We start from the raw sequence: 12428 nt of genomic DNA on the forward strand, positions 1-12428 counted from the left end.
GCGCCGGCATTCGACGCTCGGGTACGTCAGTCCCATACAGTTCGAGCAAGCTAAAGAAGCTTAGGCCGGTGTCAACGAAACCGGCAGCAGCCCAGGTGACGTTCTCCCTGAAACCGGACAGTTCTGAACTACAGGCTGGCCGCTTCGTTTGGTTGAACTGACCTGCTGTTGACGAACTCGTTCGGGGTCAGATTGCCGAGCGAGCCGTGGGGACGGTGGTGGTTCCGACGATTTTTCGCCAGCCGCAAGCGCTCAATGACCGCTTTTAGCGGCGGATTCAACCGGTCGATGCAACACACTAGCCCCCTCAAAACTGCAAAAAGCTGACCCCTGCCCCGACACTCGTCTGCCGGAAGTTGTAGTCCGACAGCGTTTCCCCATACCCGCTGAACAGCTGCACGTACCAGCGCAGGCCGTTGGGCTGGTCGCGGTAGACGGGGTAGGTCCATTCCAGTTGTGCGGTGTTGCCTTTGCCGCCGCGCATGTAGAGCGAGGCGGTGTGCAGGCCGCTGGCCCAGCCGAGGGTGAATTCCGAGCGGCCGCGGTAGTCGATGAGGTCGGGGTTGTTGTCGACTTCCGGGCGTTCTTTCAGGCGCTGTGTGTAGCGGCCGGTGAAGTTCCAGTTGCCCCGCTCGAAGCCGGCGGCGAGGTAGGCGCGGTTCCAGCTGCGCGACAGCGGGTCTGACTGGCCGTTGGACTGGTGGGCCACGCCCGCCATGGTGTAGCGCCATTGCCAGCCGAAGGGCAGGTAGCGCAGGCCGGGGCCGGTGGGCACCACGTACATCAGCTCGGGCTGGTAGTCCGTGTTGCGGAAGGGGCGAGAGTCAGCGTGGTTGTACACCTGCCACATGGTCTGCATGGTGAAGGCGGCCCACAGGTCGGCGCCGGGCAGGCCCACGTTCTGCAGCACCTTGGTGCGTACCGACAGCTGGAACTTGGCTTCTTCGCGCCGGTTGTCCGGCTCGCTCACGGCGGCCTGCGTGGGGGACTGCGGTGAGCGGTTGATGCGGCTGGTGATGTGGATCGGCAGGATGTAGTTCTTCTGGTACCCGACGAAGTTGAAGACGCCGCGCTTGTCTTCGGGGTCGAGCTCCCAGAATTTGGAGATGAGGCTGGTGCTCGCAGGCGCTGTGCCGGATGCGGCGGTGGTCGCGGTCAAGGGGGCGCCGGTGGGTTCCAGCAGCGAAGGGCCGTCGGCGATGGGGGCTGCGGTGGCTGGAGCGGCGGGCGTGGCCACCACTTCACCGGGTGAGGGCTGCACGCCGGGCGGCGGTGGCGCGCCGGGCGCGCGCTTGGCCAGGCGGTCGTAGCAGGCGAGCCGGTCCGTTGGGGCGCCAATGACGGCGCAGCGTTCCAGCGTGGGTTCAGGCAGGTCTGTGATGACAGGTGCGCTGGTCTGTGCGTGCAGCGCGGGCGCGGCGCCCACCGACAGGGCGCAGAGCAGGGACGAATGGAGCAGCGAAGGACGGGGCATGCGGCGGGCGTGTGGTGGTTTCATGGTCGGATGGCGTGGTTCGCTGAAAGTTCGGTGCCGTCAGGCGCCGGCAAGCAGCGTGCCCGTGATGAGTTTCCAGTGCGCTTCGCTCACCGGTGTGATGGACAGCCGGTTGCCGCGCTTGAGCACGACCATGTCGGCCAGCTCGGGGGTGTCGCGCAGCTCGGGCAGGCCGAGCAGGCGGGTCTTGCGCACGGCCTGCACGTCGAGCAGCAGCCAGCGCGGCGCGTCGGGCTTGGATGCGGCGTCGTAGTAGGGCGATGTCTTGTCGAACTGCGTGGGGTCGGGCCGTGTGCCGGAGGCCACGCGCGCAATGCCGGCGATGCCGGGTTCGGGGCAGCTGGAGTGGTAGAACAGCACGCCGTCGCCCACCTGCATGCCGTCGCGCATGAAGTTGCGCGCCTGGTAGTTGCGCACGCCGGTCCAGGCCACGGTGTGTTTCGGGGCCTTGATCGCGTCGTCGATGGAGACTTCGTCGGGCTCGGATTTCATCAGCCAGTAGTTGGGCATGGTCGTGTCCTTCTGGGTTCAATGCAGCTTCACCAGCGGCGTGGCCCGCTTCACCAGGTAGCGCGCCACCGCGAGCACGCCGGTGCGCAGGGTGCCGAGCACGGCCTGGTGGTGCATGAGGTGCAGGCTCACGTACATGAGGCGGGCGAACATGCCTTGCACGTACCAGCTGGAGGAGCGGAACAGGTTGCCCATGAGGTTGCCCACGGACGTCTGCGTGCCGAGCGAGACGAGGGAGCCGTGGTCTTTGTAGATGTAGGGCCGGGTGTTGGCCACCTGGTGGCGGGCGCGGCGCATGAGGGCGTCCACCAGGTAGCTGGCCTGCTGGTGCGCGGCCTGCGCGCGTGGGGGCACGAAGCCGCCATCGGCCGTGGGGCAGGCGGCGCAGTCGCCCAGGGCGTAGATGTCGCTCCGGCCTTTCACGAGCAGGTTGGGCTCCACTTCGACCAGACCGGCGCGCGTGGTGGGCAGGCCGAGCGTGCCCAGGAAGTCGGGCGCCTTGATGCCGGCCGCCCACACCACGATGTCGGCCGGGAACACGCGGCCGGTGGCGTCTTCCACCTGTTCGGGTGTGATGCGCGCCACACGGCAATTGGTTTCGATGCTGACGTGGCGTTCGCGCAGCAACTGCGCGGCGGCGGTGGACACCTTCTCGGGCAGCGGTGCCAGGATGCGCGCCGCGCCTTCGAGCAGCGTGATCTGTACGTCGTGGTGTGGGTCCAGCCGGCGGAAGCCGTAGCGCGAATGCACCACGCTGGCTTCGCGCAACTCTGCCGCGAGCTCCACGCCGGTGGCGCCACCGCCGATGATGACCACACGCACCTGCGCCTCGGCGCCTGCGCTCTTGCGCAGTTCGGCGGCGGTGAGCAGCTTGAGCATGCGCAGACGGAAGTGCTCGGCATCCGCAGGGCGGTTGAGCGAGAGCGTGTGTTCGGCCGCGCCGGGCACGTTGAAGTGGTTGGCCGTGCTGCCCACGGCGATGACGAGCTGGTCGAAGGGCAGGGTGCGTTCCGGAACGAGTTCTTCGCCGTTCTCGTCCTTCACGGGGGCGACGGTGAGGGTCTTGGCCGAAGCGTCGAGCCCGGTCATGGCACCGAAGCAGAAGGTGAAGCGGTTGTCGTGCGCGAGCATTTCGTACGACAGACCTTCCTGGTGAATGTCCAGCGTGCCGGCGGCCACTTCGTGCAGCGAGGGTTTCCAGATGTGGAAGAGCTGCTGGTCCACCAGGGTGACCTGAGCCGCACCCAGCCTGCGCCCCAGTTTGCAGGCCAGTTCCAGGCCGCCTGCGCCACCACCCACGATCACGATCCTTGTCTGCATCCGTCAAGCCTCGCTTCAAAAAACCAAGCGTCACTGTAGACCACAAGCATGGGGATAGGATGGGCCATGAACGCTATTGAACAGTTGCTTGCATCCTCGCCCCCGTTTCTTGCCGACTGGCTGCCCGCGCTCTTGCTGGCGCTTCCATTGCTGATACTGGCCGAGGTGGTGTTCCGCGTGGGCCGGCGCGTGGTGCGCCGCGCCGCGCAACGCGCGCCCATGGTGGGCAGCGTGGGCAGGGCCATCGAGGTGCCCGCGCACTGGCTGCTGCACCTGCTGGCCCTCAATCTCGCCTGGCAGCAGGTTGCCCCGCAGGTGGCGGCGCAGGCGCGCGTGGAGCGCATTCTTTCTCTGCTGCTCATCGGTGTGATGACGTGGCTGCTCGCGCGCGTGGTGCACGGCGTGGCGCGGGGCGTGGCCGAAGCGCACCCCACCGCCGTGGCCGACAACCTGGCGGCGCGCCGCATCCAGACGCAGACGCTGGTGCTGTCGCGCACGGTGCAGGGCCTGGTGGTGCTGATCGGCGTGTCGCTGATGCTGATGACGTTTCCCGCCGTGCGGCAGATCGGCACCAGCCTGCTGGCTTCGGCGGGGCTGGTGGGCATCGTGGCTGGCTTTGCCGCGCGGCCGGTGCTGGGCAACCTCATCGCCGGGCTGCAGATCGGGCTGAGTCAGCCCATTCGCATCGACGATGTGGTGATCGTGGAGAACGAGTGGGGCGTGATCGAGGAAATCACCGGCACTTACGTGGTGGTGCGCATCTGGGACCAGCGGCGGCTGGTGGTGCCGCTGCAGTACTGGATCGAGAAGCCGTTCCAGAACTGGACGCGCGCCACGTCCGAGCTGATTGGCACGGTGTTTCTGTGGGTGGACTACCGCATGCCGCTGGCGCCGCTGCGTGAGGCGCTGCAACAGGCCTGCGAGAAGACGCCGCACTGGGACCGGCGTTTCGCACTGCTGCAGGTGGTGGAGGCGGGCGAGAAGGCGATGCAGCTGCGTTGCCTGGTGACGGCGGCTTCCGCGCCCGCCGCCTGGGACTTGCGCTGCCACGTGCGCGAGTCACTCATCGACTTCATCCAGCGCGAGTACCCGGGCTACCTGCCGCGCCACCGCGCCGAGCTGGACCCGCCGGAGCCCGAGGCCTCGGTGCCTGTGGGCAATGGGCCGCCGCCAGTGGAAGGCGGTGCGGTGGAAATGCAGACGCCGAACACGCCCAGCTGACCAAGGGCGGGCCGACCGCCACACGTCACATCCACAGCGCGCGCCAGACCAGCAGGGGCAGCTCGGTCTTGTGCACGGTCACGCGCGTCTGCCAGCTGCGGTGCTGTTGCGCGGCGATGCGGTCCAGGATGCGCAGCCCGCCTTGCACCACCAGCCGCAGCTCCCACCCGGCGCGGCCCGGCACGCGGTGCACCAGCGGCGCGCCCTGCTGCATCAGGCCGCGCGCATGCGCGCACAGTTCGGCCACGAGCGCCTGCATGGCGGCGGTTTTTGCCGGGTTGGCGGACTCGAAGTCGGCCACGCTCAAACCGTGGCGTTGCAGCGCATCGGCCGGCAGATAGCAGCGTTGGCGCGGCAGGTCCACGCTGATGTCCTGCCAGAAGTTGATGAGTTGCAGCGCGCTGCAGATCTGGTCGCTCTGCTGCAGCGCCGTGTTGTCGCGCACGCCGTACAGATGCAGCAGCAGGCGGCCCACCGGGTTGGCCGACAGGCGGCAGTAGGCCAGCAGCTCGGCCATGTCGGCGTAGCGATGGCCACTGGCGGTGTGGCGCACGTCTTGCTCGAAGGCGCTGAGCAGGTCGTGAAGGCAGGCGGCAGGCAGGCCATGGCGGTGCGCGGCCTGGCCCAGTGCCTGGAAGAGGCCGGGCCAGCGGGCGTCGGGCATGTCCAGGGTGGAGCGCGAGGTGGGCTGCAGGCAGTGGTGCAGTTCGGCGCGGTAGCGGGCGAGGTCGGCCAGGCGCTGGGTTGGGGTGGCCTCGCCCTCGTCGGCCAGGTCGTCGGCCGTGCGGGCGAAGTGGTAGATGGCGGCCACGGCCGGGCGCAACGCCGGCGGGCACAGCCAGGACGCCACGGGGAAGTTCTCGTAGTGCCCGACACCCGAGCCCAACGGCGCGTCAGGGCTGCTGGATGACGCCGTTGTCATGAAGAAGGGCCATGGTTTTGATCTACAATTTTGTTACTAACCGGTCAGTCATTAGTGCGTGCCGCGCCCCGCGGACATTCGCCATCCGTGTTTCCGAACACAAGCATTCAGCCTGTCACACCATGAAAACACCGCATTTTGTCCTGATCGTGATCGCCTCCCTGACGCTCGTGGCCTGTTCACGCCCTCCTGCCCCGGAGGAGCCGATCCGCTCGGTGAAGCTGGTCACCGTGGGCACCGGTCAGGTGGTGGCGCGCAGCGAGTATGCGGGTGAGGTTCGGGCACGCACCGAGTCTCGCCTGGGCTTCCGGGTGGGGGGCAAGCTGGTGCAGCGGCCGGCCGAGGTGGGGCAGCGGGTGAAGGCGGGCCAGTTGCTGGCGCAACTGGACGCCCAGGACCTGGCCCTGTCCAGCCAGGCCGCGCAGGCCCAGGTGAGCGCCGCACAGACGCAGCGCGATCTGGCGGCGGCCGACCTCAAGCGTTACCAGGACCTGCAGGCGCAGGGTTTCGTGAGCGGTGCCGAGATCGAACGGCGCATGGCCACGCTGCAGTCGGCCGAGGCCACGTTGCGGCAGGCCAGGGCACAGGGCGCGGTGCAGGGCAACCAGGCCGGTTACGCGCGCCTGCTGGCCGATGGTGCCGGCGTGGTGCTGGCGGTGGACGCCGAGGTGGGCCAGGTGGTGGCCGCCGGCACGCCGGTGGTGCGCGTGGCGCGCGACGGCGCGCGCGACGTGGTCATCGCCGTGCCCGAAGACCGCGTGGCGCAGATGCGGCCGGGGGCGACCGCTCAGGTGCGCCTGTGGGCGGGGGCGGGCACGGTGTCCAGCGCCGCGCCGATGGAGGCCACGGTGCGCGAGGTGGCGGCCAGCGCCGATCCTGCGACGCGCACCTACCAGGTCAAGCTGTCGCTGCCCGATCAGGCCGCCGTGCCACTGGGTGCGACGGCCTATGTCACCCTGGGTAGCCAGACGGCTGCGAAGGACGTGATCAAACTGCCCACCAGCGCATTGATGCGCTCCGACCAGGGCGACCGGCAGGGCTCGGCCGTGTGGGTGTACGACGCCGCCGCGAGCACGGTACAGCCGCGCCCGGTTCAGGTGGCGGGGGCCGACGGCAATGAGATGGTCATCGTTGCCGGTCTCAAGCCGGGAGAAGAGGTGGTGGTCACCGGCGTACATGTGCTCTCGCCGGGCCAGAAGGTCACGCGCTTCACCGCCACCACCGCGCAGTGAGGCCCGGCATGCACGAAGCCGCCCCGACCTCCGCTGGTGAACCCACATCGTGGGTGTCGCGTTTCAATCTTTCGCAGTGGGCGCTGGACCACCAGGCCTTCACGCGCTACCTGATGATCGTGCTGATGCTGCTGGGCGTTGCCGCCTATTTCCAGCTCGGCCAGGACGAAGACCCGCCTTTCACCTTCCGCGCCATGGTGGTGCGGGCCTACTGGCCCGGCGCCACCGCCGAACAGGTGGCCGAGCAGGTGGCCGACCGCATCGAGAAGACGCTGCAGGAGGTGCCCTACGCGGACAAGATCCGCAGCTATTCCAAGCCCGGCGAGACGCTGATCATCTTCCAGCTCAAGGACTCTTCGCCGCCGACGGAAGTGCCGCAGATCTGGTACACGGCGCGCAAGAAGGTGGGCGACATGCGCGGCACCCTGCCGCAGGGCGTGGTGGGGCCGTTCTTCAACGACGAGTTCGGCGACGTGTACGGCGTGATCTACGCGCTGCAGGGCGAGGGCTTCACCCCCGCGGAGAAGAAGGCGGTGGCCGACGAAGTGCGCCAGCGCCTGCTGCGCGTGAAAGACGTGAGCAAGGTCGAACTCTTCGGCGTGCAGGACGAGAAGCTCTACATCGAGATCTCACAGAAGCGCCTGGCCACGCTGGGCTTGAACCTGCAGCAGGTGCTGGACGCGCTGGGCCAGCAGAACGCGGTGGAGTCGGCCGGTCAGGTGCAGGCGCCGCAGGATGTGGTGCAGGTGCGCGTGGCCGGTGCCTTCAATTCGGTGGAGCAACTGCGCGCCATGCCGATTCGCGCGGGCAACGGCACACAGATCCGCCTGGGCGATATCGCCCGCATTGGCCTGGGTTATGTGGACCCGGCGCAGGTCCTGGTGCGGCACGACGGCAAGGACAGCATCGCGCTGGGCATTTCCATGGCCAAGGGCGGCGACATCATCGCCCTGGGCAAGGCGCTCAAGTCCACCGTGGCCGGCATCGAGGCCACGCTGCCCGCCGGCATGACGCTGGCGCAGGTGCAGGACCAACCCAGCGCGGTGACGAACTCGGTGAACGAGTTCGTGAAGGTGCTGATCGAGGCGGTGGTGATCGTGCTGGCCGTCAGCTTCCTTGCGCTGGGGCTGCACCGGCGCCCGGGCGGTCGGGGGCTCAAACGCTACGTGCTGGACATGCGGCCCGGGCTGGTGGTGTTCATCACCATCCCGCTGGTGCTGGCGATCACCTTCCTCGCCATGCACTACTGGGGCATCGGCCTGCACAAGATCTCGCTGGGCTCGCTCATCATCGCGCTCGGCCTGCTGGTGGACGACGCCATCATCGCGGTGGAGATGATGGTGCGCAAACTGGAGGAGGGCTATGACATGATGCGCGCGGCCACCTTCACCTGGGACGCCACCGCCATGCCGATGCTCACCGGCACACTGATCACGGCGGCGGGTTTCCTGCCCATCGGTCTGGCCAACTCCACCACGGGCGAATACACCTTCGCCATCTTTGCGGTGACTGTGCTCGCGCTGGTCATCTCGTGGGTGGTGGCCGTGCTGTTCGTGCCCTATCTGGGCTTCGTGCTGCTGAAGGTGAAACCGCACACCGAGGGTGAACCGCACGAGGTGTTCGACGGCCCGTTCTACGTGCGCTTTCGCGCGGTGGTGGACTGGTGCGTGCAGCACCGCTGGCTGACCATCGGCGCCACCATCCTGACTTTCGTGCTGGGCATTGCGGGCATGGGCAAGGTGCAGCAGCAGTTCTTTCCCGATTCGAGCCGCCCCGAGATCCTGGTGGACATCTGGCTACCCGAGGGCAGCAGCATGAACGCGATGGACGAGGTGACGCGCCGGGTGGAAAACCGCCTGACGAAGGAAGAGGGCGTGCGCAGCGTGACGACCTGGGTGGGGTCGGGCGTGCCGCGCTTCTACCTGCCGCTGGACCAGATCTTTCCGCAGACCAACGTGTCGCAGATGATCGTGTTGCCCAGGGACCTGAGGACGCGCGAGACGCTGCGCAAGGCCCTGCCGGCCGTGCTGGCCACCGAGTTTCCCGAGGTGCGTGGGCGCGTGAAGCTGCTGCCCAACGGGCCGCCCGTGCCGTACCCGGTGCAGTTCCGTGTGGTCGGCACCGACCCGCAGGTGCTGCGCGGCCTGGCCGACGAGGTCAAGCAGGCGATGCGCGAGAGCCCGAACATGCGCGGCGTGAACGACAACTGGAACGAGTCGGTGAAGCGCCTGCGGCTGGAGGTGGACCAGGCCAAGGCGCGCGCCCTGGGGGTGTCGAGCCAGTCCATCGCGCAGGCCTCGCGCACGCTGCTCTCCGGCACCACGGTGGGCCAGTACCGCGAGGGCGACAAACTGATCGACATCGTGCTGCGCCAGCCGATCGAGGAGCGCGATGCCATCACCAGCCTGGCCAACGCCTACCTGCCCACGGCCAGCGGCCAGGCGATTCCGCTGCTGCAGATTGCGCGGCCGGTGTTCGACTGGGAGCCTGGTGTGTTGTGGCGCGAGAACCGCGATTACGCGATCACGGTGCAGGGTGACGTGGTGGAGGGTTTGCAGGGTGCGACGGTGACGGCCGAGCTGCAGCCGAAACTGAAGGCGATCAGCGACGGCTGGGTCTCCCGTGGCCTCGGGGCGTACCACATCGAGGTGGCTGGCGCGGTGGAAGAGAGCAGCAAGGGTTCGGCGTCCATCGTGGTGGGGGTGCCTTTGATGTTGTTCATCGTGTTCACGCTGTTGATGCTGCAGCTGCAGAGCTTCAGCCGTTCGATGCTGGTGTTTCTGACAGGACCGCTGGGCATGGCGGGCGTGGCGGGTGCGCTGTTGTTGCTGAACAGGCCGTTCGGTTTCGTGGCGTTGCTGGGGGTGATCGCGCTGATGGGGATGATTCAGCGCAACTCGGTGATCCTGATCGATCAGATCGAGCAGGATCGGGCGCGGGGTGTGCCGGCCTGGAATGCGATCGTGGAGGCTGCGGTGCGCCGGATGCGGCCGATCGTGTTGACGGCGGCTGCGGCGGTGCTGGCGATGATTCCGTTGTCGCGCAGTGTGTTCTGGGGGCCGATGGCGGTGGCGATCATGGGTGGGCTCATCGTGGCGACGGTGTTGACCTTGCTGGCCTTGCCGGCGATGTATGCGGCCTGGTTCCGGGTGAAGCGGCCTGCTTGAGGTTCGTTTCTTGCTTCTGTTTCGCGGGGTTCGGAGGTGATTGGCGCTCTGCTCCGCGAATGTCCCCCGGCGGCGGGAGGCCGCCTCCTCCTTTATTTCGCTGCGCAGAGCGCCAATCACCTCCGAACCCAGAACGTGCAGGCATGCCCACAGCGGCGTGCCTGTAGGTCATCGGTGATGCCGGGGCGCGGCGCAGCGGCATAAAAGGAGGAGAACCGGCGAAGCCGGTTCGGGGGACAGCCGCGGAGCCGCGCCCCGGCGTCGCCGATGACCGTTCTCGCCGGAGAAAACCGCCGAAGAAAACACATCGTCAACAATAGGCCATGCGACTAAGACACATCGAAGTCTTCAACGCGGTGATGCTCACCGGCAGCGTGAGCGCGGCCGCCCGCATGATCAACGTCACGCAGCCCGCCGTGAGCCGCACCCTGCAGCACGCTGAAATTCAACTGGGCTTTCCGCTCTTCCAGCGCGTCGGCGGGCGGCTGCGACCGACCGAAGAGGCCCAGACCCTTTATCCCCACATCGAACGCCTCTTCGCCCAGCTCGACGAAGTGCAGCGCCTCTCCGCCAGCCTCAGGGCCGGGCGGGGCAAAGGCGAACTGCGCGTGCTCACCGTGCTCGCTCTCAGCTACGAAGTGTTCCCGCGCGCCATGCGCCTCTTCCGCGAAAAGCATCCCAGCGTGCGCGTGCACCACGAAGCCCTGCATTCGCCGCAGATCATCGCCTCACTCGTGCTGCAGGAAGCCGACGTGGGCTACGTCTTCAGCGCCGTCTCGCACCCCGCGCTCGTGCAGGAAAAGCTCGCCGAACGCCACGTGGTGTGCGTGGTGCCCAAGGGCATGCTGCCTGCGCGGCAGGTGCGGGCCGGCACCATCAACCTCACCCAGCTCTCCAGGCTGCCCGTCATCGCGCTCGACGGGCGCGACCCGCTGGGTCTGCTGCTCGCTCATACCGTGCGCGACAGCGGTGCCGGCCTGCAGGAAGTGATGACCGTGCAGACCTACCACGTGGCGCTCGCGCTCGCGCACCACGGCGTGGGCGTGGCCATGGTGGAGGCCTGCACCGCGGCGTCGGCCGACCCGGAGAAGGTGGATGTGCTCAAGCTCGAACCCGTCGTTCCCACCACCGTGCGCATGCTGCGGCCCGCCGCGAGGCCGAACTCGCTGGTGGCCCGCGCCTTCACGCGCTGCATGCAGCAGGCGCTGCAGGAAATGGAAGACTGAACCTCAGGCGGGCTGCGCGCGCAGCAGCGCAGCCAGGCGCTGTGCGCTGCCGAAGGCCAGCGTGAAACCCAGGGCACCGTGCCCGGTGTTGAACCACAGGTTGCCCGGGCCGCCGGGCAGTTGGCCCAGCACCGGCAGGCCGGTGGGCGTGGCGGGGCGCAGGCCGGCCCAGGGCCGCAGCTCGTCATAGTCGCTGGCATCCGGGAACAGGGCACGTGCACTGGCCCGCAGCGAGTCGATGCGGTCACCGGGAATGTGCGTGTTGTCGCCCGCCAGCTCGGCCATGCCCGCCACGCGCATGCGCTGGCCCAGGCGCGCGAACACCACCTTGCGGGCAGCGTCGGTCACGTTCACCTTGGGGGCGGCCGAGGTCTCTTTCACGTCCACCGTGAGGCTGTAACCCTTGAGCGGGTAGACCGGCACGCGCAGACCGAGCATGCGTGCCAGGGGGTGCGAGGCGGTGCCGAGCGCCACCACGAAGGCATCGGCCTCGATCGGACCGCGCGGCGTCTGGGCTGCCACGATGCGGTCGCCTGAGCGCTTCAGGCCCGTGACGGGCGTGTCGAACGCGAAACGCACGCCCTGCGCGAGCAGCAGGCGCAGGAGCTCGAGGCAGACCTTGTGGCAGTCCGCCGCGCATTCGCTGGGGGTGTGGATGGCGCCGGCAAAGCGCGGCGCATAGCCCGCCAGCGCGGGCTCGATGGCGACGCATTCGGCCGGTGAAAGCGCGTGTTGCACGCTGCCCAGTTCGCGTTGCAGTGCCATCTGCTGGCGTGCACTGGCGAAGCTGGCCTCATCCTGATACAGCACCAGCTTGCCGGTGGCGGAGAAGTCGCATTCGATGTCGGTCTCGGCCCTGAGCTGTTCAAAACCCGCGCGACTCTCGGCGGCGAGGGCGAGCAGGCTGCCCGTGGTGCGGCGCGACACGGAGGCGCGGCAGGCCGCGAGGAACTGCAGACCCCAGGCCCACTGGTGGGGGTCGGCCTGCAGGCGCAGCTTCAACGGTGAGTCCGGCGCCAGCAGCAACTTGGGCAACTGCCGCCAGATGCCGGGGTCGGCCAGCGGTTGCACGTAGGCGTAGCTGAGTTGGGCGCCGTTGGCCGCGCTCGCGCCGGTGCCGGCGTGGGCGCGGTCGACCACGGTGACCTCGAAGCCTTCCCGGCGCAGTTGCCAGGCCGCGGCCAGCCCGACGATGCCCGCACCGAGCACGCACACGTGCCGCGCGGGGGTGGAAGAAGCGTTCATGGCGTCCACTGTAGGCAGACGGCAGTCGGCGGAAAAATGCCAATCGTGCCAACGCCCATGCCGCGAATTTATGGATGGCCCATAACCGGA

At 68.1% G+C, this 12428-nt stretch carries 9 protein-coding genes; 4 read left to right on the forward strand and 5 right to left on the reverse strand.

The window, feature by feature from the left end; translation table 11 throughout:
- Positions 1-307 precede the first annotated feature (307 nt).
- Genes J2X09_RS23540 through J2X09_RS23550 form a run of 3 tightly spaced genes read right to left on the reverse strand, consistent with a single transcriptional unit; the run spans position 308 to position 3325 of the window.
- Positions 308-1498, reverse strand: a complete 1191-nt coding sequence (locus J2X09_RS23540; RefSeq protein WP_310309559.1) for a phospholipase A — start codon at positions 1496-1498, stop codon at positions 308-310.
- Between the two features lie 36 nt (positions 1499-1534).
- On the reverse strand, positions 1535-2005 hold the full coding sequence (locus J2X09_RS23545) for an EVE domain-containing protein (protein ID WP_204735250.1): 471 nt from the start codon (positions 2003-2005) through the stop codon (positions 1535-1537).
- 18 nt (positions 2006-2023) lie between these two features.
- Complete coding sequence (locus tag J2X09_RS23550) at positions 2024-3325, reverse strand: NAD(P)/FAD-dependent oxidoreductase (protein WP_204735251.1); 1302 nt, start codon at positions 3323-3325, stop codon at positions 2024-2026.
- A 66-nt stretch (positions 3326-3391) separates the two neighbouring features.
- Here J2X09_RS23550 and J2X09_RS23555 point away from each other — a divergent pair, with 66 nt between their 5' ends.
- Positions 3392-4546, forward strand: a complete 1155-nt coding sequence (locus J2X09_RS23555) for a mechanosensitive ion channel family protein (protein WP_204735252.1) — start codon at positions 3392-3394, stop codon at positions 4544-4546.
- Positions 4547-4571: 25 nt separating this feature from the next.
- On the opposite strand, the gene hpnC is transcribed toward J2X09_RS23555, so the two are convergent.
- Entirely contained in the window at positions 4572-5468 is an 897-nt protein-coding gene (gene hpnC, locus J2X09_RS23560) for a squalene synthase HpnC (RefSeq protein ID WP_204735253.1), read from the reverse strand.
- A gap of 122 nt (positions 5469-5590) precedes the next feature.
- On the opposite strand from hpnC, the gene J2X09_RS23565 reads away from it, so the two are divergent.
- From J2X09_RS23565 to J2X09_RS23575, 3 genes are all read left to right on the forward strand, one after another.
- On the forward strand, positions 5591-6700 hold the full coding sequence (locus tag J2X09_RS23565; RefSeq protein WP_204735254.1) for an efflux RND transporter periplasmic adaptor subunit: 1110 nt from the start codon (positions 5591-5593) through the stop codon (positions 6698-6700).
- Positions 6701-6708: 8 nt separating this feature from the next.
- The gene (locus J2X09_RS23570; RefSeq protein WP_204735255.1) at positions 6709-9867 is read left to right on the forward strand and encodes an efflux RND transporter permease subunit; all 3159 of its coding nucleotides are present in this window, start codon (positions 6709-6711) and stop codon (positions 9865-9867) included.
- Positions 9868-10190: 323 nt separating this feature from the next.
- Positions 10191-11093 carry a LysR family transcriptional regulator gene (locus J2X09_RS23575; protein ID WP_204735256.1) on the forward strand — a complete coding sequence of 301 codons (903 nt, stop codon included), beginning with the start codon at positions 10191-10193 and terminating at the stop codon, positions 11091-11093.
- 3 nt (positions 11094-11096) lie between these two features.
- Here the strand turns inward: J2X09_RS23575 and J2X09_RS23580 are convergent, their stop codons facing one another.
- On the reverse strand, positions 11097-12338 hold the full coding sequence (locus J2X09_RS23580) for a D-amino acid dehydrogenase (RefSeq protein WP_204735257.1): 1242 nt from the start codon (positions 12336-12338) through the stop codon (positions 11097-11099).
- Positions 12339-12428 lie beyond the last annotated feature (90 nt).

Origin of the sequence: Hydrogenophaga laconesensis (genome assembly GCF_031457235.1) — a bacterium.
GTDB lineage: Bacteria > Pseudomonadota > Gammaproteobacteria > Burkholderiales > Burkholderiaceae_C > Hydrogenophaga > Hydrogenophaga laconesensis.

Bases quoted from the DNA above. Each gene is read 5' to 3' on its own strand.
- J2X09_RS23540 (WP_310309559.1), bottom strand. From the start codon at position 1,498: ATGAAACCACCACACGCCCGCCGCATGCCCCGTCCTTCGCTGCTCCAT.
- J2X09_RS23545 (WP_204735250.1), bottom strand. From the start codon at position 2,005: ATGCCCAACTACTGGCTGATGAAATCCGAGCCCGACGAAGTCTCCATC.
- J2X09_RS23550 (WP_204735251.1), bottom strand. From the start codon at position 3,325: ATGCAGACAAGGATCGTGATCGTGGGTGGTGGCGCAGGCGGCCTGGAA.
- J2X09_RS23555 (WP_204735252.1), top strand. From the start codon at position 3,392: ATGAACGCTATTGAACAGTTGCTTGCATCCTCGCCCCCGTTTCTTGCC.
- hpnC (WP_204735253.1), bottom strand. From the start codon at position 5,468: ATGACAACGGCGTCATCCAGCAGCCCTGACGCGCCGTTGGGCTCGGGT.
- J2X09_RS23565 (WP_204735254.1), top strand. From the start codon at position 5,591: ATGAAAACACCGCATTTTGTCCTGATCGTGATCGCCTCCCTGACGCTC.
- J2X09_RS23570 (WP_204735255.1), top strand. From the start codon at position 6,709: ATGCACGAAGCCGCCCCGACCTCCGCTGGTGAACCCACATCGTGGGTG.
- J2X09_RS23575 (WP_204735256.1), top strand. From the start codon at position 10,191: ATGCGACTAAGACACATCGAAGTCTTCAACGCGGTGATGCTCACCGGC.
- J2X09_RS23580 (WP_204735257.1), bottom strand. From the start codon at position 12,338: ATGAACGCTTCTTCCACCCCCGCGCGGCACGTGTGCGTGCTCGGTGCG.